The organism is Neisseria dentiae (genome assembly GCF_014055005.1).
GTDB classification, from domain to species: Bacteria; Pseudomonadota; Gammaproteobacteria; order Burkholderiales; family Neisseriaceae; genus Neisseria; species Neisseria dentiae.
The window spans coordinates 716,325-741,592 of record NZ_CP059570.1; the positions used below are offsets into that span (position 1 = coordinate 716,325).

30 protein-coding genes and 2 pseudogenes are annotated in these 25,268 nt (G+C 55.5%); 10 read left to right on the top strand and 22 right to left on the bottom strand.

The genetic code is table 11. The features are described from left to right. Positions 1 to 129: 129 nt before the first annotated feature. Together ruvB and H3L92_RS03370 are read right to left on the bottom strand one after the other, a co-directional pair. Complete coding sequence (gene ruvB, locus H3L92_RS03365; protein ID WP_085365726.1) at positions 130 to 1,161, bottom strand: Holliday junction branch migration DNA helicase RuvB; 1,032 nt, start codon at positions 1,159 to 1,161, stop codon at positions 130 to 132. Positions 1,162 to 1,230: 69 nt separating this feature from the next. After that, positions 1,231 to 1,548 (bottom strand): hypothetical protein, encoded by a 318-nt coding sequence (locus H3L92_RS03370; RefSeq protein ID WP_085365727.1) that lies wholly within the window; start codon positions 1,546 to 1,548, stop codon positions 1,231 to 1,233. A gap of 155 nt (positions 1,549 to 1,703) precedes the next feature. Between H3L92_RS03370 and H3L92_RS03375 the strand changes: the two genes are divergently transcribed. Further along, positions 1,704 to 2,660 (top strand): bile acid:sodium symporter family protein, encoded by a 957-nt coding sequence (locus H3L92_RS03375; protein WP_085365728.1) that lies wholly within the window; start codon positions 1,704 to 1,706, stop codon positions 2,658 to 2,660. 263 nt (positions 2,661 to 2,923) lie between these two features. Here H3L92_RS03375 and H3L92_RS03380 read toward each other — a convergent pair whose 3' ends face one another. The 3 genes from H3L92_RS03380 to ppsR form a co-directional block, all read right to left on the bottom strand. Beyond that, positions 2,924 to 3,562 carry a tellurite resistance TerB family protein gene (locus H3L92_RS03380; protein WP_085365729.1) on the bottom strand — a complete coding sequence of 213 codons (639 nt, stop codon included), beginning with the start codon at positions 3,560 to 3,562 and terminating at the stop codon, positions 2,924 to 2,926. Between the two features lie 76 nt (positions 3,563 to 3,638). Then, the gene (locus H3L92_RS03385) at positions 3,639 to 3,878 is read right to left on the bottom strand and encodes a ribosome alternative rescue factor ArfA (RefSeq protein ID WP_085365750.1); all 240 of its coding nucleotides are present in this window, start codon (positions 3,876 to 3,878) and stop codon (positions 3,639 to 3,641) included. Between the two features lie 122 nt (positions 3,879 to 4,000). Beyond that, entirely contained in the window at positions 4,001 to 4,819 is an 819-nt protein-coding gene (gene ppsR / locus H3L92_RS03390; RefSeq protein ID WP_085365730.1) for a posphoenolpyruvate synthetase regulatory kinase/phosphorylase PpsR, read from the bottom strand. Positions 4,820 to 5,348: 529 nt separating this feature from the next. Between ppsR and ppsA the strand changes: the two genes are divergently transcribed. After that, complete coding sequence (gene ppsA / locus H3L92_RS03395; RefSeq protein ID WP_085365731.1) at positions 5,349 to 7,736, top strand: phosphoenolpyruvate synthase; 2,388 nt, start codon at positions 5,349 to 5,351, stop codon at positions 7,734 to 7,736. A 560-nt stretch (positions 7,737 to 8,296) separates the two neighbouring features. On the opposite strand, the gene H3L92_RS03400 is transcribed toward ppsA, so the two are convergent. The 5 genes from H3L92_RS03400 to H3L92_RS13150 all read right to left on the bottom strand — a co-directional run bounded on the left by H3L92_RS03400 (position 8,297) and on the right by H3L92_RS13150 (position 11,556). Further along, a complete protein-coding gene (locus tag H3L92_RS03400) occupies positions 8,297 to 9,604 on the bottom strand; it encodes an MFS transporter (protein ID WP_085365732.1) in 1,308 nt (435 codons plus the stop codon). Then, positions 9,594 to 9,788 (bottom strand): cbb3-type cytochrome oxidase assembly protein CcoS, encoded by a 195-nt coding sequence (ccoS, locus tag H3L92_RS03405; protein WP_085365733.1) that lies wholly within the window; start codon positions 9,786 to 9,788, stop codon positions 9,594 to 9,596. The genes H3L92_RS03400 and ccoS overlap by 11 nt, the downstream gene beginning before the upstream one ends. Next, positions 9,788 to 10,108, bottom strand: a complete 321-nt coding sequence (locus tag H3L92_RS03410) for an HLGFF motif protein (RefSeq protein ID WP_085365751.1) — start codon at positions 10,106 to 10,108, stop codon at positions 9,788 to 9,790. Before H3L92_RS03410 ends, ccoS begins: the two co-directional genes overlap by 1 nt. A gap of 136 nt (positions 10,109 to 10,244) precedes the next feature. Next, positions 10,245 to 11,189, bottom strand: coding sequence for a tRNA 2-thiocytidine(32) synthetase TtcA (gene ttcA, locus H3L92_RS03415; RefSeq protein ID WP_085365734.1), 945 nt, complete (start codon positions 11,187 to 11,189; stop codon positions 10,245 to 10,247). Between the two features lie 208 nt (positions 11,190 to 11,397). After that, positions 11,398 to 11,556: a lipoprotein signal peptidase gene (locus H3L92_RS13150; RefSeq protein WP_085365735.1), complete on the bottom strand. Its 159-nt coding sequence runs from the start codon at positions 11,554 to 11,556 to the stop codon at positions 11,398 to 11,400. A 61-nt stretch (positions 11,557 to 11,617) separates the two neighbouring features. Between H3L92_RS13150 and H3L92_RS03420 the strand changes: the two genes are divergently transcribed. The 3 genes from H3L92_RS03420 (at position 11,618) to H3L92_RS03430 (ending at position 13,627) form a co-directional block, all read left to right on the top strand. Next, positions 11,618 to 12,097, top strand: coding sequence for an LPS-assembly lipoprotein LptE (locus tag H3L92_RS03420; RefSeq protein WP_085365736.1), 480 nt, complete (start codon positions 11,618 to 11,620; stop codon positions 12,095 to 12,097). Next, positions 12,097 to 13,098, top strand: coding sequence for a DNA polymerase III subunit delta (gene holA / locus H3L92_RS03425; RefSeq protein ID WP_085365737.1), 1,002 nt, complete (start codon positions 12,097 to 12,099; stop codon positions 13,096 to 13,098). Before H3L92_RS03420 ends, holA begins: the two co-directional genes overlap by 1 nt. Before the next feature lie 109 nt (positions 13,099 to 13,207). Continuing rightward, a complete protein-coding gene (locus H3L92_RS03430) occupies positions 13,208 to 13,627 on the top strand; it encodes a hypothetical protein (RefSeq protein ID WP_085365738.1) in 420 nt (139 codons plus the stop codon). A 67-nt stretch (positions 13,628 to 13,694) separates the two neighbouring features. Here H3L92_RS03430 and H3L92_RS03435 read toward each other — a convergent pair whose 3' ends face one another. Further along, positions 13,695 to 14,084: a hypothetical protein gene (locus tag H3L92_RS03435; protein WP_147286734.1), complete on the bottom strand. Its 390-nt coding sequence runs from the start codon at positions 14,082 to 14,084 to the stop codon at positions 13,695 to 13,697. Between the two features lie 115 nt (positions 14,085 to 14,199). Continuing rightward, positions 14,200 to 15,579 (bottom strand): DNA repair protein RadA, encoded by a 1,380-nt coding sequence (gene radA / locus H3L92_RS03440; RefSeq protein ID WP_085365740.1) that lies wholly within the window; start codon positions 15,577 to 15,579, stop codon positions 14,200 to 14,202. Positions 15,580 to 15,760: 181 nt separating this feature from the next. Between radA and H3L92_RS03445 the strand changes: the two genes are divergently transcribed. Further along, positions 15,761 to 16,543: a tetratricopeptide repeat protein gene (locus H3L92_RS03445; RefSeq protein WP_158088146.1), complete on the top strand. Its 783-nt coding sequence runs from the start codon at positions 15,761 to 15,763 to the stop codon at positions 16,541 to 16,543. Positions 16,544 to 16,841: 298 nt separating this feature from the next. Here H3L92_RS03445 and H3L92_RS03450 read toward each other — a convergent pair whose 3' ends face one another. The 5 genes from H3L92_RS03450 to H3L92_RS03470 form a co-directional block, all read right to left on the bottom strand. Beyond that, positions 16,842 to 17,498 (bottom strand): LysE family translocator, encoded by a 657-nt coding sequence (locus tag H3L92_RS03450; protein WP_085365742.1) that lies wholly within the window; start codon positions 17,496 to 17,498, stop codon positions 16,842 to 16,844. A gap of 240 nt (positions 17,499 to 17,738) precedes the next feature. Continuing rightward, complete coding sequence (locus H3L92_RS03455; protein ID WP_085365743.1) at positions 17,739 to 18,359, bottom strand: glutathione S-transferase family protein; 621 nt, start codon at positions 18,357 to 18,359, stop codon at positions 17,739 to 17,741. 157 nt (positions 18,360 to 18,516) lie between these two features. Continuing rightward, positions 18,517 to 18,774 (bottom strand): DUF2789 family protein, encoded by a 258-nt coding sequence (locus H3L92_RS03460; protein ID WP_115336297.1) that lies wholly within the window; start codon positions 18,772 to 18,774, stop codon positions 18,517 to 18,519. Positions 18,775 to 18,823: 49 nt separating this feature from the next. Further along, the gene (locus tag H3L92_RS03465; RefSeq protein WP_085365753.1) at positions 18,824 to 19,360 is read right to left on the bottom strand and encodes an NADPH-dependent FMN reductase; all 537 of its coding nucleotides are present in this window, start codon (positions 19,358 to 19,360) and stop codon (positions 18,824 to 18,826) included. Between the two features lie 67 nt (positions 19,361 to 19,427). Then, positions 19,428 to 20,303, bottom strand: a complete 876-nt coding sequence (locus H3L92_RS03470; RefSeq protein ID WP_085365754.1) for an AraC family transcriptional regulator — start codon at positions 20,301 to 20,303, stop codon at positions 19,428 to 19,430. Positions 20,304 to 20,430: 127 nt separating this feature from the next. Here H3L92_RS03470 and H3L92_RS03475 point away from each other — a divergent pair, with 127 nt between their 5' ends. Beyond that, positions 20,431 to 20,862: an organic hydroperoxide resistance protein gene (locus H3L92_RS03475; protein WP_085365744.1), complete on the top strand. Its 432-nt coding sequence runs from the start codon at positions 20,431 to 20,433 to the stop codon at positions 20,860 to 20,862. A gap of 72 nt (positions 20,863 to 20,934) precedes the next feature. On the opposite strand, the gene ycaC is transcribed toward H3L92_RS03475, so the two are convergent. Then, on the bottom strand, positions 20,935 to 21,567 hold the full coding sequence (gene ycaC / locus H3L92_RS03480; protein ID WP_085365745.1) for an isochorismate family cysteine hydrolase YcaC: 633 nt from the start codon (positions 21,565 to 21,567) through the stop codon (positions 20,935 to 20,937). 88 nt (positions 21,568 to 21,655) lie between these two features. After that, positions 21,656 to 22,336, bottom strand: a complete 681-nt coding sequence (locus H3L92_RS03485) for a hydrolase (RefSeq protein WP_085365746.1) — start codon at positions 22,334 to 22,336, stop codon at positions 21,656 to 21,658. Positions 22,337 to 22,437: 101 nt separating this feature from the next. On the opposite strand from H3L92_RS03485, the gene H3L92_RS03490 reads away from it, so the two are divergent. After that, complete coding sequence (locus H3L92_RS03490) at positions 22,438 to 23,337, top strand: LysR family transcriptional regulator (RefSeq protein WP_143824328.1); 900 nt, start codon at positions 22,438 to 22,440, stop codon at positions 23,335 to 23,337. Between the two features lie 196 nt (positions 23,338 to 23,533). On the opposite strand, the gene H3L92_RS03495 is transcribed toward H3L92_RS03490, so the two are convergent. Then, entirely contained in the window at positions 23,534 to 23,941 is a 408-nt protein-coding gene (locus tag H3L92_RS03495) for an IS3 family transposase (RefSeq protein WP_160149160.1), read from the bottom strand. 11 nt (positions 23,942 to 23,952) lie between these two features. Here H3L92_RS03495 and H3L92_RS13155 point away from each other — a divergent pair. Beyond that, positions 23,953 to 24,131 (top strand): annotated as a pseudogene (locus H3L92_RS13155) (lipoprotein signal peptidase). A 115-nt stretch (positions 24,132 to 24,246) separates the two neighbouring features. On the opposite strand, the pseudogene H3L92_RS13735 reads toward H3L92_RS13155, so the two are convergent. Both H3L92_RS13735 and H3L92_RS03505 read right to left on the bottom strand, forming a co-directional pair. Continuing rightward, positions 24,247 to 24,369, bottom strand: a pseudogene (locus tag H3L92_RS13735) (IS3 family transposase); the annotation flags it as partial. A gap of 107 nt (positions 24,370 to 24,476) precedes the next feature. Further along, on the bottom strand, positions 24,477 to 24,833 hold the full coding sequence (locus tag H3L92_RS03505; protein ID WP_115336299.1) for a helix-turn-helix domain-containing protein: 357 nt from the start codon (positions 24,831 to 24,833) through the stop codon (positions 24,477 to 24,479). Positions 24,834 to 24,864: 31 nt separating this feature from the next. Here H3L92_RS03505 and H3L92_RS03510 point away from each other — a divergent pair, with 31 nt between their 5' ends. Further along, on the top strand, positions 24,865 to 25,245 hold the full coding sequence (locus tag H3L92_RS03510) for an HXXEE domain-containing protein (protein WP_147286735.1): 381 nt from the start codon (positions 24,865 to 24,867) through the stop codon (positions 25,243 to 25,245). The last annotated feature ends 23 nt before the right edge of the window (positions 25,246 to 25,268 follow it).

Sequence of the window (25,268 nt, forward strand, 5' to 3'; positions counted from 1 at the left end):
AAAACTTGATGGCGGGCGGTTGTTGGTATTGTTAAATCAATTGCTCGGTAACCGTTTCGTCATACCCGGTCCAAGCCCGGCTATGGCCTGTGTGCTTTTCTTAAGCTGAACGGCTATACCCGCCCGGTTTTACTTTTCGGTTTTCAGCCCGAAATGCAGATAGCTGCGTTCGGTGGCCATGCGCCCGCGCGGGGTGCGTTGCAGAAAACCCTGTTGGATCAGATAGGGTTCGATAACGTCTTCGATGGTGTCGGTGGATTCGCCGATGGCGGCGGCGATGTTTTCCAGCCCCACGGGGCCGCCGCCGAATTTGCCGATAACGGCTTCGAGAAATTTTCTGTCCATCACGTCGAGGCCTTCCGAATCCACGTCAAGCATACCCAGCGCCGCATCGGCGGTGGCCGCGTCGATCAGGCCGCCGTTTTTCACTTCGGCATAGTCGCGCACGCGCCGCAGCAGGCGGTTGGCGATGCGCGGCGTGCCCCTGCTGCGGCGGGCAACTTCCAGTGCGCCTTCTTCGCCCATATCCAGTTGCAGAAGCTGGGCGGAGCGGGTAACGATGGTGGCTAAGTCGGGCGTTTCGTAAAATTCCAGCCGCGACACGATGCCGAAGCGGTCGCGCAGCGGGTTGGTAAGCATACCGGCGCGGGTGGTGGCGCCCACCAGCGTAAACGGCGGCAGGTCGATTTTAACCGAACGGGCGGCGGGGCCTTCGCCTATCATGATGTCGAGCTGGTAGTCTTCCAGCGCGGGGTAGAGGATTTCTTCCACCACGGGGCTTAGGCGGTGGATTTCATCGATAAACAAAACGTCGTGCGGTTCGAGGTTGGTGAGCAGCGCGGCCAAGTCGCCGGCGCGTTCGAGCACGGGGCCGCTGGTTTGGCGCAGGTTCACGCCCAGCTCTTTGGCGATGATGTGCGCCAGCGTGGTTTTGCCCAGCCCCGGCGGGCCGAACAATAAGGTGTGGTCGAGCGCCTCGCCGCGTTTTTTGGCCGCAGCGATGAAAATCGCCAGCTGTTCTTTGGCTTTGGGCTGGCCGATATAGTCGGCCAGCGTTTTCGGGCGCAGGGCGCGCTCGAGCAGCTCTTCTTGGGCGGAGATGCTTTGTGCGGTGATGATGCGCTGCGGTTGGGCGGCGGAAAGGTTGTCGGTTTGCAGCATAATTGTTTGTGTGTTGTGTGGAGGCCGTTTGAAAATATTTTCAGACGGCCTTCGGGTTTGTTCGGCGGCTTATGCGGCGGCGCGCTGCCGCCAAACCAGATAATCCCGCAGCGGCGGCATGGGCGGGTTGATGCAGTGGGGGCAGACGCCGGTGATGTCTTCGTCGTCGTCGCTTTCGATATGCAGCGCGTTGGGGTCGAAACGCGCCTGCTGCATCACTGCCTGCGCTAAAGCCTGCGCCTGCACCACGTCAAACTCGAAACCGTTGAGGATTTCACGCAGCAGTTCGTGTTCTGCGGCGCTGAAGTTGCGGCTGTTGTCGCTGATCAGGCGGATATAGTCGCCGTTGCTGATTTTGCTGTGCAGTAAATCGGTGTGGTTGTTCATGGTGTCGGGTGTGTTCGAAAGGCCGTCTGAAATATAACGGCAGGTTGGGATTATAGCCGAAATTTAAACGCTTACGGCGTTTGCGTGCGCCCGTGCATCTTTTATCTGCCTGAAAATTCGCGTATTCTGCGCTTTTTATCCTATCGGAAAACTTTATGGAAGCTTTAAGCCGTTTCAGCCGCTTTGTCGGCCAAACTTTCGCCTTGTGGGCGGGCCTGTTTGCAGGCATTGCTTTTGCCGCGCCGGAAACATTCAAATGGGTGCTGCCGCATATTCCGCTGCTGTTGGGTATCGTGATGTTCGGTATGGGGCTGACGCTCTCGCCCGCCGATTTTAAAATTCTCGGCCGTCATCCGAAAGCCGTGTTGGTGGGCGTGGCGGCGCAGTTTGTGATTATGCCGCTCACCGCTTATGCGCTGGCGGTGGGTTTCAACCTGCCGCCCGAAATCGCCGTTGGCGTGATTTTGGTGGGTGCCTGCCCGGGCGGCACGGCTTCGAACGTAATGACTTATCTGGCGCGCGGCAATGTGGCGCTTTCGGTGGCGGTAACGTCTATCAGCACGCTGCTGGCGCCCGTGCTCACGCCTGCGGTTTTCTACCTGCTGGCCAACCAGTGGCTGGATATTTCCGCCGGGGCGATGTTCGGCTCGATTGCTAAAATGGTGCTGCTGCCGATTGTGCTGGGCGTGGCCGCACACCTGCTGTTCAGAAAACAAACTGAAGCCGCCGTCGGCGTGTTACCGCTGGTATCGGTGGTGGCGATTGTGCTGATTATCGGTGCGGTGGTGGGCGCGAGCAAACTGAAAATCCTCGAAAGCGGGCTGTTGATTTTGGGGGTGGTGATTCTGCACAACGGCATCGGCTATCTGCTCGGCTTCTTGGCAGCCAAGCTGTGCAAACTGCCTTTCGACGCGCAAAAAACGCTGGCCATCGAAGTGGGTATGCAGAATTCCGGCTTGGGTGCGGCGCTGGCTTCGGCCTATTTCACGCCGCTGGCCGCCGTGCCCAGCGCGATATTCAGCGTGTGGCACAATATTTCCGGCTCGCTGCTGGCTTCTTATTGGGCGGCCAAGGCCGGCAGGGAAAAAGAAAACCGCGGAAATTCGGTGTGACGGGGTATTGACGGATATAAGCAGGCCGAGGCCTTTGCAAAATTCTTTTCGATATCTCAAAACACTTGCGTCATGAAACACTTGCGTCATGCTCGGGCTTGACCCGAGCATCTTTTTGTTTCAAAAGAAATACCGGATACCCGGGTAAAGCCCGGGTGTAGCGAAGCATAAATGAATTCGGTGTGGAAACGTATTTTTGCAAAGGCCAAAGGCCGTCTGAAAAAATTTTCAGACGGCCTTTGGTTTGAGTGGTAAACGGAAAATCAGAAACCTGCCTGTTTTTCTAAGGCTTCGACCAGTTTGTCGTCGAGATTAAGGGCTTGCGAGAGTTGCGACAAAAACACGATTTCCTTGCGCGCCAAATCGCCGCAAACCAAGCGGGCGGCCAGATAGGCCTCGGCGGCCAGCGCCTGGTTGCCGCCGATTTCGCGGGCGATGTCGGCGGGCAGGGCGGGGCGCTGCACTTCGTTGTCGACCCATTGCGCGGTTTCGGGATCGTTGCCGGTTTCGGCCTGAATCAGGCGGCGCTCTTCGTCTTCGATCAAGCCGTCGGCGGCTGCGGCGGCAATCATGGTGCGCAAAATGATGCGCCCTGCGTTTTCGGCGGCCTGGCCGGAAGGCTCGAAAGCGGCTTGATCCAACACGGTTTGCTGCGTGCCGCCGTTGTTGTTATTGTTGCGCTGCCAGTTTTGGTAGGCATGGTAGGCCAAAGCGCCCAATGCGGCCACGGAGCCGGCGGTAACGATTTTTTTGGTGTTTTTCTTTTTCAGAAACATAGAGGCCAGCCCGGCCACCGCCGCGCCGCCGCCGATTTTTGCAATCAGGTCGGAGTTTTTGCCGACGCTGCTGCCGGTTTTTTGAACGGTGCCTAAAACTTGGTTGAGCAGGTTGTTGAAGTTCATGGTTTTCCTTTTATGCGTTAACGGTGGAGAGCTTTTAATATAAGGCATTGTTTGCGGGCTGCAAGCGGATATTGTGTTAGAAATTGTTGGAAAAGATAAAAGAATTTTGCCCGGCAGCGGTTTGCAGCGGCATAAAAAAATCAGGTTTTCCAAAGGGAAAACCTGACGGGTTGTTGTTGCGGCCTTTGCGGCTGTATGCGCCTTTGCCTTTCTTGTTTTTAAACGCCTTGTGGCGGAATAGATTGGATTTTACCAGGGCTTTCAAGGCATTATCTTGAATTTTGCCTTTGTTGATTTCGATTTTGCGTTTGCTCATATCTGTTTCGCTATAAATGTTTTCAGACGGCCCGAATTTTAGCATATAGGCCGTCTGAAAAGATATAACATTATGTTTGAAAAGGAAATTGTGTTGTAAAACGGTTTGAAAGGCGTTTGTTTTCAGAAACGCCGTTTCAGCTGGCAGGCCTGCATGATGCTCACGGCCAGCTCTTCCACCGATTTGTCGGTGGTGTTGGTAAACGGGATGCCGTGGGCGCGGAACATGGCTTGCGCGTCGGAAACTTCGCGGCGGCAGGTGTTCAGCTGCGAATAGGTGGAGTCGGGGCGGCGTTCGTGGCGGATGGCTTGCAGGCGTTCGGGCAAAATGGTGAGGCCGTAGAGCTTGTGTTTGTAGGGTTTGACCATGCGCGGCAGGTCGCTGCTTTCCAAATCGTCGGGCGTGAGCGGGTAGTTGGCGGCGCGGATGCCGTATTGCAGCGCAAGATACAGGCAGGTGGGGGTTTTGCCCGAGCGCGAAACGCCCATCAGAATCACATCGGCGTCTTTCAAATCTTTGCCGCTGATGCCGTCGTCGTGGTTGAGCGAAAAATTCACCGCCTCCATGCGCGCATCATAACGCTGCGTATCGCCGATGCCGTGGGTGCGGCCCACCGAATGGCGTGCGGTTAAACCCAGCTCGCGCTCGATGGTGCCGAGAAACGCATCGAAAAAGCTCAAATGCAGGCCGTCGCAATTTTTGATGATGCTGCGGATTTCATCGTTGATGATGCTGGTGAACACCAGCGGGCGCAGGCCGCTGTCGGCCGCGGCGGCATTGATAATCTGCACCATCGCGCGGGCTTTTTCGGGCGTGTCGATAAACGGATAGGTGGCGCGTTTGAAATTCACGCCTTCAAACTGGTCGAGCAAAGCCTCGCCCATACTCTCCGATGTGATGCCGGTGCGGTCGGAAATAAAAAAAGCAGAACGGCGCGCCATAGTTTTCCTCTCAAAAGCTGCTGATATGCGGTGGGTTGGATTGCGGTGCAAAAATATCCGCCATCATACTACACAATGCCCCGCCGACAAACTGTTCGGGCGCGGTGCAAACGACGCATCTGCGGCGTGTTTCCGCATCATGCGTTTCAGCCGGCCCGGTGTTTGCACAGGGCGGGGCGGCAACGGCGGCGGCTTTCACTACAAACCGTTACATCAAAACAACCATATTTTTAAATACACATTTAATTTAATAAAATAACTTTTTGTTGGCATTTTGTGCCAATTATTCAGCCGTTAAACAGCCGGAAGATTTTGTTAACTTATTTCAAATTCTATGTTTAACAAGGGTTAACAAAAAAACGAAAGCGGATTATCATATTGCTTCACGCCACTACACGGCGCAATGTCGGCAATTTTTTCAGACGGCCTCTGTGTTTTTCTGCATAAAAACACATGACACTGCCCGCCCGAGTGGTTAGAATACCCCGCGAATTCATTTCTTTTTTAACTTGTTTAATGGACTGAAAACATGGCTGCAAATTACGTGATTTGGTTTGAAAACCTGCGCATGACCGATGTGGAAAGCGTGGGCGGTAAAAACGCCTCTTTGGGCGAAATGATTAGCCAGCTTACCGAAAAAGGCGTGCGCGTGCCGGGCGGTTTCGCCACCACCGCCGAAGCCTACCGCGCTTTTCTGGCGCACAACGGCCTGAACGAACGTATTTCCGCAGCCCTGGCTGCCCTGGACGTGGAAGACGTTACCGAGCTTGCCCGCGTGGGCAAAGAAATCCGCCAGTGGATTTTAGACACGCCGTTCCCCGAAGAGCTCGACGCAGCCGTTGAAGAAGCATGGAACAAAATGGTGGCCGATGCGGGCACCGATCAGATTTCGGTGGCGGTGCGCTCTTCGGCCACGGCAGAAGACCTGCCCGACGCCTCGTTTGCCGGCCAGCAGGAAACTTTCTTGAATATCAACGGGCTGGAAAACGTTAAAGAAGCCATGAAACACGTTTTCGCCTCACTGTATAACGACCGTGCCATTTCTTACCGCGTGCACAAAGGTTTCGCCCACGATATCGTGGCCTTGTCGGCCGGCGTGCAGCGCATGGTGCGCTCCGACAGCGGTGCGGCCGGCGTGATGTTCTCTATCGACACCGAAAGCGGCTTCGACCAAGTGGTGTTCGTTACCTCTTCATACGGCCTCGGCGAAACCGTGGTGCAGGGCGCGGTCAACCCCGACGAATTCTATGTGCACAAACCCACGCTGAAAGCAGGCAAACCCGCCATTTTGCGCAAAACCATGGGTTCCAAACTCATCAAGATGACTTTCACCGGCCAGGCGCAGGCCGGCAAATCGGTGCAGGTGGTGGACGTGCCCGAAGCCGACCGCAAAGCCTTCTCGATTTCCGACGAAGAAATCACCGAATTGGCCAAATACGCGCTGATTATCGAAGAACACTACGGCCGCCCGATGGACATCGAATGGGGCCGCGACGGCGTGGACGGCAAGCTCTATATCCTGCAAGCCCGCCCCGAAACCGTTAAATCGCAGGAAGACAGCACCCGCAGCCTGCGCCGGTACAGCATCAGCGGCGACAAGAAAATCCTTTGCGAAGGCCGCGCCATCGGCCAGAAAGTGGGCCAGGGCAAAGTGCGCCTGGTGAAAGACATTTCGCAGATGGACAGCGTGCAGGCGGGCGACGTGCTTGTTACCGACATGACCGACCCCGATTGGGAGCCGGTGATGAAACGCGCTTCGGCCATCGTAACCAACCGCGGCGGCCGCACCTGCCACGCCGCCATTATCGCCCGCGAGCTGGGCATTCCCGCCGTTGTGGGCAGCGGCGACGCCACTTCAACCCTTACCGACGGCCAAGAAGTTACCGTATCCTGCGCCGAAGGCGACACCGGCTTTATCTATGAGGGCCTGCTGAATGTGGAAGTAACCGATATCGCTTTGGACAATATGCCCAAATCGCCGGTGAAAATCATGATGAACGTGGGCAATCCCGAGCTGGCTTTCAGCTTCTCGGGCCTGCCCAACGAAGGCATCGGCTTGGCGCGTATGGAATTCATCATCAACCGCCAAATCGGCATCCACCCCAAAGCGCTGCTTGAGTTTGACAGCCAAGATGCCGGTTTGAAAGCCGAAATCAACGACCGCATCGCCGGTTATGCCTCGCCGGTGGCTTTCTATGTGGACAAAATCGCCGAGGGCGTGGCCACGTTGGCCGCATCGGTTTACCCGCGCAAAGTAATCGTGCGTATGTCCGACTTCAAATCCAACGAATACGCCAATCTGTTGGGCGGCAGCATTTACGAGCCGCACGAAGAAAACCCCATGCTCGGCTTCCGCGGCGCGGCGCGCTATGTTTCCGATGATTTCAAAGAATGCTTTGCGTTGGAATGTCAGGCGCTCAAACGCGTGCGCGACGAAATGGGGCTGACCAATGTGGAAATCATGATTCCGTTCGTGCGCACGTTAAGCGAAGCCGAAGCGGTGATTAAAGCCTTGAAAGAAAACGGTTTGGAACGCGGCAAAAACGGCCTGCGCCTGATTATGATGTGCGAACTGCCGAGCAACGCCCTCTTGGCCGAGCAGTTCCTGCAATATTTCGACGGCTTCTCCATCGGCTCCAACGATATGACCCAGCTTACTTTGGGCGTGGACCGCGACAGCGGCGGCCCGATTGCCGGCACGTTCGACGAGCGCAACCCCGCCGTGAAAGTGATGCTGCATCTGGCGATTTCCGCCTGCCGCAAGCACAACAAATATGTCGGCATCTGCGGCCAAGGCCCTTCGGACCACCCCGATTTCGCCAAATGGCTGGTGGAAGAAGGCATCGAAACCGTGTCGCTCAACCCCGACACAGTAATCGAAACTTGGCTGTATCTGGCTAAAGAGCTGAACAAATAAGGCCGTCTGAAAACCGAACCGCCGCATCTGTGATGAAAGATGCGGCGGTTTTTGCTTTGTGGTCGGCGGCTGGGGTTAAACTGCTTACTTGGCAACCGTTGCGTCATATTCGGATTAAGCCTGAGAACTTTGCAAAAATACCCTTAAGGCCGAGACCTCTGCAAAATTCTTTGCGGCATCTTAAACCCTCTGTGTCATACCCGGGCTTGCCCAGGGCATCTTTTGTTTCAAAAGAAATAACAGATACCCGGATCAAGCCCGGGTATGAAGAAACATAAATAAATTCAGGATTAAAACGCATTTTTGTAAAGGTCTCAGGCCGAGACCTTTGCAAAAATACCTTAAGGCCGTCTGAAATGCTTAGATTCCGTCATTCCCGCGTAGGCGGGAATCCAGATGGAAATATTGAAGCATTGATTAAACAAATACTTAGATGCCAAGCGTCTGGATTCCCGCCTACGCGGGAATGACGGAGTTCAGATTTTTTAGATAGCAATTTGAATTTTGCAAAGGTCTCAGGCCGTCTGAAAACGTTTCAGACGGCCTTGTGTTTAAGCGTGCTATTTCTTCAGATAACCTTTCAAATCGCTCAGAAACTGCGGTTCGAGTTTGATCAGATAGGCAATCAGCGGCAAATTGCCCGCCGCCACCGCCAGATAAAGCAGGGTGATGCTGTCGAACAGCCACAGCAGGGCGGCGCTCAAGAGGGCGGCGGTTACTATAAACAGGCCGTTGACGATATTGTTGGCGGCCACGGCGTGGGCGCGGAAGGCGTCGCTGCTGGCGGTTTGCAGCCAAGTGTAGAGCGGCACAGAGAAAAAGCCGCCGAAAAAGCCGATGGCAATCATGGTGAGGATAACGGGGTAGGCGTTGGCCTGCGACAAAAACCAGCCCAAGCCTTGCAGCTCGGTAAAGCGTTGGCCGTGCGTGAGCCAAACCAGCAAAAGGCCGCTGGCGGTTAAGCCGAGCGCACCCACGGCCACCAAACCCAAGTGCAGCCGCTGGTGGCTGACTTTGGCGCACAAAACCGAGCCGGCGGCGATGCCGACGGAAAACAGCGCCAGCATCAGGTTAAACACGTTGTCGTTGCCGCCGAGGTGGATTTGCGTGAACGTGGGCAGCTGGGTGGTGTAAACCGAGCCGACGAACCAAAACCACGAAATGCCGATGATGGCGGCGTAGAGTTCGCGTTGGGCGAAGGTTTCTTTCAGCAGCACCCAAGTGCCTTTGGCGATGTTCGGTTCGAGGCGGGCGGCAGGGTCTTTGGCGGGAACAGACGGCATAAACAGGCTGGTAACCGTGCCTGCCGCCGCCACCGCCACCACCATGATGCCGACGATATGGGGCGGAATGCCCGCCACCGCCGTGCCGAGAATCTGGCCGAACAGAATCGCCAGAAATGTGCCCGATTCGATCAGGCTGTTGCCCATAATCAGCTCTTTATCGTTAAGATAATCGGGCAGGATGGCGTATTTCAGCGGGCCGAACAGCGTGGATTGCGCGCCCATGCAAAACAGGCAGAACAGCAGCAGGGGGGCGGACTGTATGTAAAAACCGAAAGCCGCCGCCGCCATCACCACGATTTCCAGCAGCTTGACCGCGCGCGCGAGCTTGGCTTTGTCGAACTTGGTGCTCAACTGCCCCGAAATTGCGGAAAACAGAAAATAAGGCAGGATAAACAGCAGCGCGCCGAGGTTGAGCATCTGGCTGGCGGGCAGGAAATCGTTCTGCCCCAGGCCGTAGAAGCTGATCATCACAAACAGCGCGGTTTTAAACAGGTTATCGTTGAAAGCGCCGAGAAACTGTGTGCCGAAAAGCGGGGCGAAGCGGCGGCTGGTGGAGAAGTTGAGGTTATCTTTAAGGCTCATTTTGTTGTTTTTCTTGCGGTTTGCCGGCGGCTTGTTTGTCGGTGGAATCGTCGTCCATCAGAATGCGGTGTGCGGGACCTTCCAAATCGTCGAACTGGCCGTTTTTGCCCGACCACCAGAAAAAATAGGCAATCAGAAACGCCAGAATGATGCTGATGGGTATCAGGATAAACACGCTTTCCATTAGAGGGTTCCCGTTAAATCGTTGAGCAGCAGCGTTTGGCCGGCGGCAAGGGTCAGGTATTCGCCGCGTATGCGGCCGAGGGCGGCGTTGTCGTCAAACAGGGCGACATGGTCTTTTTCGAGTGCCCAATAAAGTGGTGTTTCGGCATGTTGGCAGGCGGCGAGCGCGCGCACGGCGGCGGTTTCCTGCGGTGGGTTTTCGCTTTGCAGCTTCACGGCGAAACGCCCGCTTTGCGGCGGGTTTTCGGATTCGTTGTCGGGCAGCATGATGAAAAAGCCTAAATGATCGCCTTCTTGAGTGTGGATGCTGAAATAGTGCATGGTTTTCAGACGGCCTTTCAGGTGGGTTAATGTAACAGTTTGCGCGCGGGATAAAAAGGGAAAAATACGCAGAAACAAGGTGTTTTGTTTTTCAGACGGCCTGAATGGTTTTGGCCGTCTGAAACGCGGTACGGCGCTATTTGGGTTTGCTCGCCAGAATATTGATCACTTTTTTCGGCGCGGCGGCGGGCAGCCTGATTTCGCCTTCTTCCGCTTCGAGGCCGTCTGAAAACCGCTGCGGCACGCTTTCTTTATCGAAAGCCAAATCGCCGCCGTGTTTCAGTTTTTGGCCGCGCTGCAAACCGGCAAAGTCGAACAGCTCGGTATCGGCCAGATGGGAAGGCACCACGTTTTGCAGGGCGGAAAACATGCTTTCGATGCGGCCGGGAAAGCGTTTGTCCCAATCTTGCAGCATTTCTTTAATCACCTGCCGTTGCAGGTTGGGCTGCGAGCCGCACAAATTGCAGGGGATAATCGGAAACTGTTTAAGCTCGGCATAGCGTGCCAAATCTTTTTCTTTCACATACGCAAGCGGGCGGATAACGATGTGTTCACCGTTGTCGCTCACGAGTTTCGGCGGCATGGCTTTGAGTTTGCCGCCGTAAAACATATTCAGAAACAGGGTTTCGAGAATATCGTCGCGGTGGTGGCCCAGCGCGATTTTGGTGCAGCCCAACTCTTTGGCCACGCGGTAGAGCACGCCGCGGCGCAGGCGGCTGCACAGCGAACAGGTGGTTTTGCCTTCTTCGATCACGCGCTTGACCACCGAATAAGTGTCTTCTTCGATGATTTTATACGGCACACCGATGCTTTCGAGATATTCGGGCAAAACGTGTTCGGGAAAGCCGGGCTGCTTTTGGTCGAGGTTGACGGCCACCAGTTCGAAATCCACCGGTGCGGAGGCCTGCAATTGGCGCAGGATGTCCAAAAGCGCATAGCTGTCTTTGCCGCCCGAGAGGCACACCATGATTTTGTCGCCGTTTTCAATCATGTTGAAATCGTTGACGGCATCGCCCACGGCATGGCGCAGGCGTTTGTTGAGTTTGTTGTTTTCGAGTTCGTGTTTGGGTTTTTTAGACATGGCAAAAAGCGGGCGGACAAAAGCCGTAATTGTACCCCAAAACCGGTTAGGCCGTCTGAAAACGAGCCGTGAAAACAAACGCGGCACAGTTTTTCAGCGTTAAAAATAAAACCGTGTTTGTTTTCACGGTGTTTGCATCACAAATTAGATAGCTGCCGAACCGGCGGGGCAAGCGGCGGCGAACCGTTTTTCAGACGGCCAGAGGCCTTTATAAAACCCCTAGATGTGAATATAGTTCAAGGCGCAGCAGCGCAGCAGGCGCAGACATATCAAGCAGATAGGCAAGCGAGCGGGCAGTACCCTCAAGGGCATAAACGCACAACGCAGAAATGCGCCGCAGATGGGGACAAAGGTCTCGGCCTGACAAACTTTCCGCCGCTGGGCTATAATCGGTTCCGATCTGTTTCTGTATCCTACGGAAGAGCTTTATGAAAAAGATTTTGTTAGCCGCCGCCGTGCTGATGGTGGCCGCCTGCGGTTTCCACTTGAAAGGCACGGGCGGTATATCCGGCGCGCTGCCTTATCAGTCGTGGCACGTTGCCAACGGCCAATCCATGCAGCAGCCGCTCGAAAACGCCTTGCGCCGCGCCAGCGGCAAACCGGTGGGCGCAGCCGAAGCGCAGGCCACGGTAACCGTAAACCGTATCGGCACCCGCCGCGATGTGTTCACCGTTACCCGCGCCGCCGTCATCAACGAATACCTGCTGGTGTTGCAGGTGGAAGCGCAGGCCAGCGTAAACGGCCAACCCGTGGGCGAACCGATAACGGTGCAGGTTGAGCGCAAAATGGATTATGCCGACAGCGAAGTGTTGGGCAAGGCCGAAGAAGAAGGCACCATTTGGTCGGAAATGCGCGCCGATGCCGCCGATCAGATCGTGCGCCGCCTCACCTTTCTGAAAGCGCAGTAATGCCGGTGATGAACATCGGCGAGTTGTCGCCCGATCTGCCGCTCAAGCCCCTGTATGTGATACACGGCGAAGAAGATTTGCTGCGTGTGGAAGCTTTGGACAGCCTGCGCGCTGCCGCCAAAAAGCAGGGCTACCTCAACCGCGAAGTCTATACCGCCGACAACGCGTTCGATTGGAACGAACTTCTGCAATCGGCAGGCAGCATGGGGCTGTTTGCCGATTTGAAACTTTTGGAAATCCACATTCCCGGCGGCAAGCCCGGCAAAAACGGCGGCGATGCGCTGCAAACGCTGGCCGAGCGCCTGCCCGAAGACACGGTAACCGTGGTGATGCTGCCCAAGCTCGAGCGCGCCCAAATGCAGGCCAAATGGTTTACCTCGCTGGCGGCGCACGGCGTGGTGCTGGAAGCCAAAGCCGTTACCGGCGCAGCGCTGCCGCAATGGATACGCGGCCGTCTGAACCGTCTCAACCTCGATATCGAAGCCGACGCGCTGGCGCTGTTTGCCGAGCGCGTAGAAGGCAACCTGCTGGCCGCCAAACAGGAAATCGACAAACTCGCCCTGCTGCACCCCGCAGGGCATCTGGTTAACATGGCCGATGCCGAAGCCGCCATTGCCAACGTGGCCCGTTTCGACGTGTTCCAGCTCGCCGGCGCATGGATGGGCGGCGACGCCCCCCGTGTGGCGCGCCTGCTCGAGGGTTTGGAAGCCGAAGGCGAAGAACCTGTGCTACTGCTGTGGGCGGTGGCCGAAGACATCCGCACCCTTATCCGCTTAACCGCCGCCCTGAAGCAAGGGCAGAGCGTGCAGGCCGTGCGCAACAGCCTGCGCCTGTGGGGCGACAAGCAAACGCTCGCGCCGGCAGCGGTCAAACGCATCAGCATCAACCGCTTGCTTACCGCCCTGCAAGACTGCGCCCGTATCGACCGCATCATCAAAGGCGCAGAAGAGGGCAACGCATGGGCCGAATTCAAACATCTGGTTACGGGATTGGCGGGATAAGGCTATAATGCGCCTGTTTTTCAAGAAGGCCGTCTGAAACCTTTCCGCCGCGCGGCAACTGTTTTCAGACGGCCTGTATCGAACCGTGAAGACTGTAAGGAACACCCACATGGATAACAAAACCAAACTCCGCTTGGGCGGCTTGGCCGTTTTGGCCACGGCTGTGCTGAGCCTGATATTCGTTTTATTCACCGATTCGTGGCCGGTGGCCATTTTGCTGGCCGTTGCCGTGATGGCGGGCGTTATCGGCGGCATGATCTGGACAACGCGCCGCCAGCAGCGCCAGTTTCTCGAACGCCTGAAAAAGTTCGACATCGACCCCGAAAAAGGCCGCGTCAACGAAGCCAACCTGCGCCGTATGTACCACACCGGCGGGCAGGCGCAGAAAGATGCGGTTACCATCATCTGCCTGTCGCAGAAATGCTCGGTGGAAGAAGCGCACGCCATGATGAAAAACCGCCCGACCCGCCAGCAGATGAACCAAATGGCGCAGCAGCAGATGAAAGGCCAGCGCCGCCCGCACCGCTGATGGGGCAGGGTGCAGATAACGGCAGGCCGTCTGAAAATTTTTCAGACGGCCTTGTTTATAATTTGGATTATTCGGTTCGCACTTTCTTTACTTCATAACCCAGAAAGGTTTCGCGCACCTTAACTGTGATGGCGTCGCCGACCGAGCCGCTGCCTTGCCGGCACACCGAAACCCTAATGCCGGTTTCTAAAACGAGCCGCCATTTGTCGCAGCTTTTGCGCCGGTAATGAATACCGTCGATTCTGGCCTGTATGGTGTGTTCTTGTGCAAAGCGCAAGCTCAGCCAATCGGCGGCCAAAACAACCACAAAAAACATGGCGGCCATATCCGACCATGCCCTAAACAAGCTCTTTGCCGTGTGCAGATTCCTGCTCCGCAGTTTGGTTTTGGCAGGCGGTTTCTGTTTCTTTTTGTTGGCAATAAACACGGGCAAGGCGGCCAAAGCTGCTGCTGCCAAGGTGAGGTGGAAAACACCTTCCTTTAAATCGAATGGTTGGTAAAAAAGATAAACAATAAATGCGAATGCCGTCCCCCAAGCGCCGGCACCCAACCAAAAAGAATCTACCTTATTGTTATTCCGCCGCATTTCTGCACACATCCACCGCTTCCTGCAAACTGGCTACGCCGAAAATCTGCAATCCGGGAAACTCTTTCGGATTGCGCGGCATATTCGCTTTCGGCACCACCGCGCGTTTGAACCCCAGTTTCTCGGCTTCTTTCAGCCGCTCCTGCCCGCGCGCAACGGGGCGCACTTCGCCGCTCAAACCGATTTCGCCGAAGGCCACCATTTTTTCGGGCAGCGGGCGGTTGCGGAAGCTGGATAACATGGCGAGGATAATCGCCAAGTCGGCGGCCGGTTCGTTGATTTTCACGCCGCCCACCGCATTTAAAAACACGTCTTGGTCGAAGCAGGCGATGCCCGCGTGGCGGTTTAAAACGGCCAACAGCATGGCGAGGCGGTTTTGTTCGAGTCCGACGGTGAGCCGCTTGGGCGTGAAGCCGTGCGCGTCGTCCACCAGCGCCTGAATTTCCACCAACAGCGGGCGGCTGCCTTCCTGCGTAACCAACACACACGAGCCGGGCACATCGTCGCGGTAGCTGGCCAGAAAGATGGCCGAGGGGTTGGACACGCCTTTCAAGCCGTGTTCGGTCATGGCGAACACGCCCAATTCGTTGGCCGCGCCGAAGCGGTTTTTGATGGCGCGTATCATGCGGTAGTTGGAATGCTGGTCGCCCTCGAAATACAGCACGGTATCGACCATGTGCTCCAGCACGCGCGGGCCGGCGATGGCGCCGTCTTTGGTAACGTGGCCGACCAAAATCATGGCAATGCCCATCTGCTTGGCCATGCGGGTAAGCTGGGCGGCGCATTCGCGCACCTGCGACACCGAGCCGGGCGCGGAAGTGATTTGGTCGGAATACATGGTTTGAATCGAATCGATAACAACAACGGCAGGCTCGTGCTGTTTTAAGGCCGTCTGAATCGCTTCCATGCGGATTTCGGCCAACAGGTTCACGCCTTCGCTTTTCAAGCCCAAACGCTGCGCGCGCAGCGCCACCTGCTGCGCCGATTCTTCGCCCGACACATACAGCACTTTGCGGCTTTGTGCCATCACCGCCACGGTTTGCAGCAGCAGCGTCGATTTGCCGATGCCGGGGTCGCCGCCGAGCAGAATCACCGCCCCGCCGACCAGGCCGCCGCCGAGCACGCGGTCGAGTTCGCCGATGCCGGTCGGCTCGCGCGGCACTTCGACGGCGGTAACTTTTGACAAATCCTGCACCTGCGCCGTATCCGCCGCCCACGATTGGAAACGCGCGTTTTTCGGCTCGGGCGCGGCGAGGCTCTCTTGCAGCGTGTTCCACTCGCCGCAATGCGGGCATTTGCCCTGCCATTTGGGCGCGGTGCCGCCGCATTCGCTGCATTGGTAAACGGTTTTCGGGGCTTTTGCCATAGAGGTTCCTGCTGGATGGTGGAGGCCGTCTGAACGGCGGCGCAAAAAAGCCGATTGTAAGCGCAAAACCGCGCCGGATATACCCTTAAGCGCCAAAAAATATCCGCATATCTTTATTTCAAACACACATAATATGCGTTTGTTATTATTTCAACAGGATAATGTTACCCGTGTTGAAACCATGAAAAAAGCCGCATATTCCCATTTGGCCGCCGCCGTTTTCGCTGTTTTCGCCCTGCCGGTTTCCGCCGATACCCGCGTGCCCGACCAACAGGCGCAATACGAGCTGGCGCAGGCCTATGAAACCGGCAGCGGTGTCGAACAGAACCACGAACGCGCCGCCAAACTGTATCTCAAGGCCGCCAGAAAAGGCCATGCCGGTGCGCAGGCGCATTTGGGCACCATGTACCACGAAGGCCGCGGCGTGAAAGAAAACGCCAAAACGGCGGTGTCGTGGTACCGCAAAGCCGCCTCGCAGGGCAACGGCCATGCCCAAAACAACCTCGGCCGTATGTATTTTTACGGTTACGGCGTGGCGCAGGATTACAAACAGGCGTTCGAATGGTTTAAACAGGCGGCCGAAAGCGGCGACGACACCGCCCAGAAAAACCTTGCCTATATGTATGCGCACGGCACGGGGGTGGAACAGGACATGAAACAGGCCGCCCATTGGTATGAACAGGCCGCCAAGCAAGGGCTGGCGGAAGCGCAGGCGGAAATCGGCTTTCTCTACGACGAAGGCCGCGGCGTGGAAGCCGATGCGCAGAAAGCCGCCCTATGGTACACGCAGGCTGCCGACCGAGGCAGCGCGGTGGCCCAATATAATTTGGGGCATATGTATTTGGAAGGCCGCGGCGTGGTGAAAAACGTTGAGAAAGCCCATGCGCTGTTCCAGCAGTCGTGCAGCGGCGGCGACGAAGACGCGTGCAAACTGGTATCACAGGCCGCGCAGGGCGGCAGTTGAACGGTGAGCTTGGCGGCAGCCGCAGCCAAAGCATCCGTTCGGAGTTTTTGCAGAATATATTCAAGCCGTCTGAAAACCATTTTCAGACGGCTTGAAACCTTTGCAAAATTCTTTTCGATACTTTAAAACACTTGCGTCATACTTTGGCTTGCTCCGGGCATCTGCTGTTTCTTTCGCAATAAAAAGATACTCGGGTCAAGCCCGGGTATGACGTATGTCATTGAGGTGCCGGTATGGCTTGCAAAGGCAGGCGGATCGGTTTGCCGCCGCTTAAGGGTAAGGCGCGGTGTTGGCGCATTCAAACCGTTTCTTTCACCGCACTGTGCAGCAATTTCCCGCCCATCAAGCCAAGCAGAATGCCTGCGGTTTTATCCACATAAAAAGCGACTTTGCCGAAGGCGCGGCGCACTTTGTGTTGCGAGAGCACGAATATAATCATCGCATCCCATACGAAAACCAACAACACCATCCATACGCCCAAGGCAACGGTAAGCCCCATGCTGATTTGCGGGGTCAGCACCACCGAAAACAAGCTTAAATAGAAGACAATGTTTTTCGGATTGGACAAGCCCGAGGCGATGCCGAGAAAAAACTCCGCCCAAAAAGACGGCGCTGCTTTTTGCCCGGCATTCTGCGGTGTTTGCGTGATAAAGGCGTAATCGCTGCGTTTGGCGCGCAATGCGCCGTATGCCACATAGAGCAAAAAAGCGCCGCCTATGATTTTCAAGAGAAACATCAGCCATATGGAATGGGCAATTACTGCACCCACACTGACCATGCACAAAACAATATAGATGCCGTTTGCCAAGGCGATACCCAGGGCCACACCGACTGCACGGCGGCGGTTGTTGCGCAGGGCGCTGCGGATGACGAGTAAAAAATCCGGCCCGGGGCTGATTAAGGCCAAGAAATGTGCGGCGACCACAGTGGCGATAATGACGGCGCTCTCGTTCATGTTGGTTCTCCGGAGTTTTCAAGCAATTGTAAATATTACGCTTGTTGATCTCGAGGGAAAAGGAACCTGTAGAAGTTGCGTATCCTGCAAGCACAACACGGTAGGTTGGATTGAATCCCAATATTACTGGAAACCATCTATGCGTTGGGTTTAACAACCCAAGCTACGCTTGCTTTATTTTATAGTTCGGCACGGTTTTATCGTTTGCCGGTTTTTGTCGGGCATCAATGCCCGACCTATTCAAGACGGTTGCTGCGCCAGCAAGGCTTCGTCGATTTCATCGGCGCGTCGGGCGGCAGGGCGCTGTTGGTGGCGTTCGGCAAAAGCCGCAAAGGCCGGGCGCGGCTCCAATAGTTTGAACTGCAAATACCAACCGACATAAGCGGCCACCAGCAAATCGGCGGCGGTGAAGCTGCTGCCGGCCAAATATTCGCGGTCTTTCAACGCGGCTTCCAGCGTGTCGAGCAGGTCTTGCTCGGTGCCGAAACCGGCCATTTCCTGCTTGGGCAGGGCAGAACCGCCGGCCTTGGCCGTCATCAATTGCTCCAGCGGGGCCATAAAGCTGATCCAGCGGTAATAGCTGCCGCGCTCGGGGCTGCCCACGGGCGGGGCGAGTTTTTTCTCGGGCACGAGGTCGGCCAGATACAGGCAGATGGCGGCGGTTTCGGTAATCACGGTATCACCGTGCTTGAGTGCGGGCACTTTGCCCATCGGGTTGACGGCACGGTATTCGGGCGCTTTCATGGTGGTGCCGTAATCGAGCAGCACCGTGTCGTAGGGCAGGCCGGTTTCTTCCAGCATCCAGCGGGCAACACGGCCGCGCGACATGGGGTTGGTGTAGAAGGTGAGTTGGGCGGTCATCAGGGTTCCTTTCGGGTGTTGTAAACAAATGCCTGTCTGAAAGACCATGAAAAATCACGCTAAGTTTCAGACAGGCATTGTTTTCAGACAGGCATTGTTTTCAGACAGGCATTGTTCAGACGGCCTTTTTAGGCCTGTGATGCCTGCAACCAAGGGATTAAGCACGCAGTGCTTCGCTGAGTTGGTCAATCAGTATATTGAAAGGTGGTTCGTCGAGTTGGCGCTGTTCCTGCAAAAACTGCGCTTGTGCGGTGCTCCAAAACGGTGCGTCGGGCAGCAAAACCGTGTCGGGCAGCGGGCGGTGCCGGGTGATGAAGTCGGCAATCTGCTGCGGCTCGGCAGACAAACCGAGTTGCAGAAACAGGTCGGTAAAGCTGGCGCATTGTTCGATAAATTCGGGGTTATGTGCGGACATGGCGAACTCCTTTGTTTGACAAAAAATGTTTTTCAGACGGCCTTTCGCGTTATTGTGCCGCCCAAGCGTAAAAGGCGGCGGCGAATTTGTTTAAAAAACCGGCGGTGCGCTCGTCGGCCACTTTGCCGTTTTCCAGCGCGGCGTTGGCGCGGCTCAGGAACACTTCGGGGGCGATTAACACGTTTGTACCCAGCGATTGCAGGCTTTGGCGGATTTGCAGGCCGCTGTTGATGCCGCCGTAGCTGCCGGGCGAGGCGGTAACGGCGGCGACTTTTTTGCCCTGCCACACGTTTTGGCCGTAGGGGCGCGAGGCGATGTCGATGATGTTTTTCACGGCGGCGGGCATGGCGCGGTTGTGTTCGGGGCTGACAATCAGCACGGTATCTGCGGCTTTGAGCTGCGCGCGCACGCGTTCGTAGGGCGGCACGTTTTCGGCATCGAGGTCTTGCGTGTAGAGCGGCAAGTCGCTGATTTGCACTTCTTCGATTTCCACGCCTGCGGGCGCTTGCGCGGCGATGTGTCCGGCCACGGTGCGGTTGATGGATTGGCGGCTCAAGCTGCCGATAACGAGGGCGATTTTGGTCATTTTTATTCCTTTTTTGATGCGGTTAAACGGTTGCCATTCTAAACCTAATTTGGCCGTCTGAAACATTTCAGACGGCCAAACTGCTTTTATCGGCCGCCGGAGCCGTGCCGAAATAGCGTTTGTATTCGCGGCTGAACTGGCTGGGGCTTTCGTAGCCCACTTGGTAGGCGGCGCCGGAAACGGATAGATGTTCTTGGCAAATCAGCCGCTTGGCTTCTATCAAGCGCAGCGATTTTTGGTATTGCAGGGGCGAGAGCGTGGTGAGTTGCTTAAAGTGGTGGTGAAAGCCTGATAACGACATGCCGCACAATCCGGCCAGCGTTTCCACCCGTATGGCGTCGCAAAAGTGCGCTTGCAGGTAATCGGTGGCTTTAGTGATTTTCTGCGTGTTCGAGCCGAAGCTCGCCATGTGTTTGAGCTTGCCGCCCTGTTCGCCCGTGAGCAGGCGGTAGTAGATTTCCTGCTGGATCAGCGGCGCCAGAAAGGCAATGTCGTTTGGATTTTCGTGCAAGAGCAATAAGCGCTCGAAAGCGTCGGCCAGATGGGCGCTTAAATGCCATTGCGCAAAAGCGATTGCATCGGCTTCGTCGTCCCGAGCCGATACGGCCTGATCCAGCAGGATTCTGCCGACCGCCTGCAAATCGATTTTCATCGACAGCACCACAAACGGCTCGGCCGGCGTGGCGCGGGCAATCTTGCCGCACATCGGAACATCCACCGGGCAAAACATGAAATGGCGGCTGTCAAACAGCAAGTGTTGCGCCCCCAGCCGTATTTCCCGCTCGCCCCTGACCACAATGCAAATGCTCGGCTCCTGAATCACGTTTTCATAAGCAAACGGCCGGTCGCTGTGGTGGATAATCAAACCGTCAATCGGGGAGCGGTAGGTTTGGTTGTGCGGGATAAGCTTGAGCAGCCGCTCAAGGTTTTTGTTTGAAAGCATGGTTTTTTGGAGAAACAGGCAAGTGATTTGCAGGAATGATATGCCGTTTATTCCCATCAATCAATATAATGAACACATCCCGAAACGGCACCAACCGACGGATTAACTCATTTAAAAGGAGCTTAAAATGAAAATTTTTTACCATACTTCAGCAACCGCTACCGGCGGCCGCGACGGCCATACGCAAGTAGACGACGGCTCAATCGGCTTTGATTTGGTCGGTTTTCAAAACCAAAGCGGCAAACAGGGCACCAACCCCGAGCAATTGTTTGCCATGGGCTACGCGGCGTGTTTCGACAGCGCGATGAACCACGTTGCCCCGAGCTTGGGTTTGAAACCAACCAAATCCAGCACCACCGTGGGCGTGGGCATTGGTCAAAAAGCCGACGGCGCGTTTGCTTTGGATTTGGATATTACGATTACGGTGGAAGGTTTGAGCTTGGAAGATGCGAAGAAACTGATTGAAAAAGCGCACACCGTATGCCCGTATTCCAACGCCACGCGCGGCAATGTCGATGCGCGTTTGCATGTGAACGTGGTGCAGTCGTTTGATTTGTAAACCACTACCGGAGTTTTTAATACATCGTGGCATTGAGGCCGTCTGAAAAGTTTTCAGACGGCCTCAATGCGTTTATTTACTCTGAGTGAGCGTGTTGTGGTTGGTCATCAGGTTACGGTAGTCGGGGATATGGTTGCTAAACAGCGCGCCCAAGCCCTCGATGTCGTTGCGCCAGTCGCGGTGCAGTTCGCAGGCGGCGCCGAACCAGGTCATCAGTTGCACGCCGGCTTGGCTCATGCGGTCCCATGCGGCGTCGCGGGTCATTTGGTTGAAGGTGCCTGAGGCGTCGGTAATTACGAATACGTCGAAACCTTCTTCAATGGCAGAAAGGGCGGGGAAGGCCACGCACACTTCGGTAACCACGCCGGCGATGATGAGCTGCTTCTTGCCGGTGGCTTTGACGGCTTTGACGAAGTCTTCGTTGTCCCAAGCGTTGATGTTGCCGGGGCGGGCGATGTAGGGCGCGTCGGGGAAGATTTCTTTCAGTTCGGGCACCAAGGGGCCGTTGGGGCCGTTTTCAAAACTGGTGGTGAGGATGGTGGGCAGGCCGAAGTATTTGGCCAAATCGGCGGTGGCCAGCACGTTGTTTTTGAATTTGTCGGGTTCGATGTCGCGCACCAGCGAGAGCAGGCCGGTTTGGTGGTCGACCAGCAGCATGGCGGCATCGTTTTTGTCTAAGCGGATATAGGGTTTTTTGTTTGCCATTTCGGGTTTCCTTGTTTGAGGTGGTGTTTTTTTCAGACGGCCTTATCGGGAAGAGCTGGCCGTCTGAAACGGGTTAATCAAAAAATAATCAAGCGCGTTCCGAATCGAGTTGCTCGCCGTCGTGCTCCACTTGGCGGGCTTTCAGATAGCTCTCAATCAGCAATTGGTATTCGGGGAAAATCAGCTCGTAAGCCTTGGCCCATTCGGCGGCGTCGTCTCGGTTCCAGGTTTGCTGGATTTCCGAGCACACGGCGGCGGTGTCCATCGGCACGGCGCCTGCCTGCACGATGCGCGCCAGCGTGATTTCCTGCGCCATTTTGCTGTAGGTGCCGGAAGCGTCAATCACGCAGAACACCTGATAGCCCTCGGCAATCGCGGAGATGGCGGGGAAGGCCATGCATACGCTGGTGATGGTGCCGGCGATAATGAGCTGCTTTTTGCCGGTGGCTTTCACGGCGGCGACGAAATCGGGGTTGTCCCAAGAGTTAATCTGGCCTTTGCGGGCAACGTATTGCGCGTGCGGCGCAGCTTCGTGGATTTCGGGAATCAGGGGGCCGTTGGGGCCTTGCGGCACCGAAGCGGTGGTAATTACCGGCATTTTGGCCAAAGCCGCTACTTTCGCCAGCGTAACGGCGTTGGCGCGCAGCTCGCGCACGTTTAAATCGCGCACGGTGTTGAAAAGGCCGCTTTGGTGGTCGATTAACAGCATCGCGGCGTTGGCGGGGTCGATTTTCGGCGCGGCGCCGTTGAAGTTTGCAGGTTGGCTCATTACAGTTTCCTTATTGAGTGTTTATTCAAAAGCGTCTTATTGACAGGGCGCATTATAGATACGCATAATTTTGCAACAAGCTACAAAAATCAAACTTTAAGTTGCAAAAACAGAACAAGAAAAAAATGGGCAATGTGGATTTAAACGATATCCGCCTGTTTGTGGCGGTGGTGCAGGCGGGCAGTTTCAGCAAGGCGGCGGATTTGGCGAATATCCCCAAATCGCGCCTGAGCCGCCGCATCAGCCGTTTGGAGGCCGAGCTGGGCACCGCGCTGATGGACAGAAGCAAGCGCGGTGTGCTGCTCAATGAAGTGGGCGAGCAGTTTTATCAGCGCGCGCAGGAAATGATGCAGGCGGCGCAAACCGCCGTAAACAGCGTGCAGGGCAAGCTCGACACGCCGGGCGGCCTGCTGCGGCTGTCGGTATCCACCGAAGTGGGGCGCGGCTTTCTGATGCTGCATCTGGCCGAATACATGCGCCGCTATCCCGACGTGCTGCTGGAAATCGAAATCAACAATAAAAAAGTGAATATGATTCAAGACGGCATCGATATCGCCCTGCGCCTCGGCCTGCCCGAAGGCGACAACGTCGTCGCCCGCAAACTCACCGACATCGAACTGGGGCTGTTTGCCGCCGAAAGCTACCTGCAACGCGCCGGCCGCCCCAAAAGCCCGCACGAATTGCACGGCCACGCGCTTTTAAACAAATACGACGGCCCCGAATGGCGCTTTACCTGCAAACAGCACAGCGTGCACATACAGGGCGGCAACAAACTCAACAGCAACGATGCCAACCTGCTCGGCCAAATGGTTTCCGACGGCGCCGGCATCGCGCTGCTGCCCTGTTTCGACAACATGCTGCGCGAAGGCTGGGTGCGCCTCATGCCCGAATGGGCGGTCGATACCGTGCCGCTGTATCTCGTGTATTACAAAAACCGCGGCTCTGTCCCCACCGTGCGCAGCATGGCGGATTTTCTGCTGGAAAAATTCGGCCGGCGGTAACAAGGTGATTTTTAAAAATATCAGAAGAAATAATAGGATATGGTGAATTAACTTAATAAAAAGCATACACGTTATACTCGGTGCAAGCCCGAGTATAACGGAACGGTTATTAAATAAGTGGTTTTGCCATAGATAAATTCAGGCCGTCTGAAAAAGTGAACTGTCCCCCAATACTTGGACAAGTTAAGAATCTTTATCAAACAGCCTTTTCAAGCTGGGTTCTGTAGCCGACAGGACTCAGCTTTTTCAAGTTTAAACTAATCCGTTCATGATTGTAGTAATGTATGTAATCATCTATTACCTCTGTCAGCTCCGCCACCGACAGCGCACCTTCCTGATAGAAACTCTCCGTTTTCAGTGTACCGAAAAAACTCTCCATCGGCGCATTGTCCCAGCAATTACCTTTGCGCGACATACTTTGCACAATCCCTTTCTCAGCCAATTTCGTTCGATAAGCCTCGGTGCGGTAAAGCACACCCTGGTCGGAATGCAGCAGCGGCGTTTGGCCTTTCAGACGGCCGAATGCTTGGTCCAACATTTGCGCCACCATTTTACTGTTTGCTCTGCGGCCTAAAGAATAGGCCACAATTTCCCGATTAAACACATCGGAGACCTTTGCAAAACCGCCATCTGCGGCGCATTTCTGTGTTGTGCGCTGCTCGCTCGCTTGCCTATCGTGTGATATGTCTGCACTCGCTGCGCTGCTACGCCTTGAACTGCATCCACATCCGGCGGTTTTACAAAGGCCTCATCCAATATCGGCGATAAGTACAGCTTCCCGTCTGTGCATTTAAACTCCGTCACATCGGTCGGCCATTTGTCTGCCGGTTTGCCAGCGGTAAACTCTCGATTGAGAATATTGTCCGAAGCCTCTCCTACTGCTTGCGGACGGTAGGTTTTTTTACTGCGGACTTTGGCTTTTAGTCCCAACAAACCCATAATGCGCCGCACTTTCTTTTTGTTCCACGACAATACGGCGGCAATCCGCCGATGACCGTAACGGCCTTTGTGTCGGCGATAGACTTCACCCACTGCGGTTTTGGCCGCCGCATCGGGATCGGCTTTGCCGATATGGTAATGAAAGCTGCTTTTGGGAATGCCGGCACTATGCAGCAGATATTTCAGCGGGTGCTTCGCCCTCAACGTTTGAACGGTTTCGCAGCTTTGGCGGCGTTCTTTTCGTTGAGGGCTTTCATGTGCTTTAGGTAGTCGTTCTCCGCCCTCATGTAACGTAACTCTTCAATCAGTTCCGCCTGGGTTTTTTTGTGGTCGGGTTTGTCGGCGATAAACGGGTTTTTGCGTTTGGTCTTCATAGTCTTCATAAACGTAGCCTGCGGGTGTTGAAGTGCGGCAATACCGCCTTGCCGATAGGCGGCTATCCAACGGCGCAGGTGGGTGCGTGAGACGTTGAAGTGCTCTGCGGTGCGCTGTTGGCTGTGCACTTGGTGGTAATGGAGTACGGCTCGGTATTTGAAGTGTAGGTTATATTTGGACATAAGAAAACTGCACCTTTTAAAGTTGAAGGGGGTGTCCAACTTTTGGGGTGCAGTTCAGGCCAGCCTGATGGCCTTGCTGATCCACCAGTTTGAAGAGTATGTGTTGCCCGGTGGCGGGCCGGTGATTGTGAACATCGGCACGTTTGGCGAACGCGAAAACTATCTGCGTTATCCGGGCAATATGCATTCTTCCATGTTGGTCAACAATGTGGCCTATATTTTCTATGCGCTTGCCGTTGTGTTTCCCGAGTGGGTGTGGCTGGGGCTGGCCACCATGTTTTTCAATCTGTTCCAGCTCTATGGCCACGGCTGGCAGATGAATAAGGCGCTGAACACTTGGTATAACCCCGGTTTGGCTTCGGTGGTGTTTTTGTTTGTGCCGATTGCCGCGTATTATAGTGAATTCAAATAAAAACTCCGAAATGAAATAACTGC

Coding starts and splice junctions, on each gene's coding strand:
- ruvB (WP_085365726.1), bottom strand. CDS start 1,161: ATGCTGCAAACCGACAACCTTTCCGCCGCCCAACCGCAGCGCATCATC.
- H3L92_RS03370 (WP_085365727.1), bottom strand. CDS start 1,548: ATGAACAACCACACCGATTTACTGCACAGCAAAATCAGCAACGGCGAC.
- H3L92_RS03375 (WP_085365728.1), top strand. CDS start 1,704: ATGGAAGCTTTAAGCCGTTTCAGCCGCTTTGTCGGCCAAACTTTCGCC.
- H3L92_RS03380 (WP_085365729.1), bottom strand. CDS start 3,562: ATGAACTTCAACAACCTGCTCAACCAAGTTTTAGGCACCGTTCAAAAA.
- H3L92_RS03385 (WP_085365750.1), bottom strand. CDS start 3,878: ATGAGCAAACGCAAAATCGAAATCAACAAAGGCAAAATTCAAGATAAT.
- ppsR (WP_085365730.1), bottom strand. CDS start 4,819: ATGGCGCGCCGTTCTGCTTTTTTTATTTCCGACCGCACCGGCATCACA.
- ppsA (WP_085365731.1), top strand. CDS start 5,349: ATGGCTGCAAATTACGTGATTTGGTTTGAAAACCTGCGCATGACCGAT.
- H3L92_RS03400 (WP_085365732.1), bottom strand. CDS start 9,604: ATGAGCCTTAAAGATAACCTCAACTTCTCCACCAGCCGCCGCTTCGCC.
- ccoS (WP_085365733.1), bottom strand. CDS start 9,788: ATGGAAAGCGTGTTTATCCTGATACCCATCAGCATCATTCTGGCGTTT.
- H3L92_RS03410 (WP_085365751.1), bottom strand. CDS start 10,108: ATGCACTATTTCAGCATCCACACTCAAGAAGGCGATCATTTAGGCTTT.
- ttcA (WP_085365734.1), bottom strand. CDS start 11,189: ATGTCTAAAAAACCCAAACACGAACTCGAAAACAACAAACTCAACAAA.
- H3L92_RS03420 (WP_085365736.1), top strand. CDS start 11,618: ATGAAAAAGATTTTGTTAGCCGCCGCCGTGCTGATGGTGGCCGCCTGC.
- holA (WP_085365737.1), top strand. CDS start 12,097: ATGCCGGTGATGAACATCGGCGAGTTGTCGCCCGATCTGCCGCTCAAG.
- H3L92_RS03430 (WP_085365738.1), top strand. CDS start 13,208: ATGGATAACAAAACCAAACTCCGCTTGGGCGGCTTGGCCGTTTTGGCC.
- radA (WP_085365740.1), bottom strand. CDS start 15,579: ATGGCAAAAGCCCCGAAAACCGTTTACCAATGCAGCGAATGCGGCGGC.
- H3L92_RS03445 (WP_158088146.1), top strand. CDS start 15,761: ATGAAAAAAGCCGCATATTCCCATTTGGCCGCCGCCGTTTTCGCTGTT.
- H3L92_RS03450 (WP_085365742.1), bottom strand. CDS start 17,498: ATGAACGAGAGCGCCGTCATTATCGCCACTGTGGTCGCCGCACATTTC.
- H3L92_RS03455 (WP_085365743.1), bottom strand. CDS start 18,359: ATGACCGCCCAACTCACCTTCTACACCAACCCCATGTCGCGCGGCCGT.
- H3L92_RS03460 (WP_115336297.1), bottom strand. CDS start 18,774: ATGTCCGCACATAACCCCGAATTTATCGAACAATGCGCCAGCTTTACC.
- H3L92_RS03465 (WP_085365753.1), bottom strand. CDS start 19,360: ATGACCAAAATCGCCCTCGTTATCGGCAGCTTGAGCCGCCAATCCATC.
- H3L92_RS03470 (WP_085365754.1), bottom strand. CDS start 20,303: ATGCTTTCAAACAAAAACCTTGAGCGGCTGCTCAAGCTTATCCCGCAC.
- H3L92_RS03475 (WP_085365744.1), top strand. CDS start 20,431: ATGAAAATTTTTTACCATACTTCAGCAACCGCTACCGGCGGCCGCGAC.
- ycaC (WP_085365745.1), bottom strand. CDS start 21,567: ATGGCAAACAAAAAACCCTATATCCGCTTAGACAAAAACGATGCCGCC.
- H3L92_RS03485 (WP_085365746.1), bottom strand. CDS start 22,336: ATGAGCCAACCTGCAAACTTCAACGGCGCCGCGCCGAAAATCGACCCC.
- H3L92_RS03505 (WP_115336299.1), bottom strand. CDS start 24,833: ATGTCCAAATATAACCTACACTTCAAATACCGAGCCGTACTCCATTAC.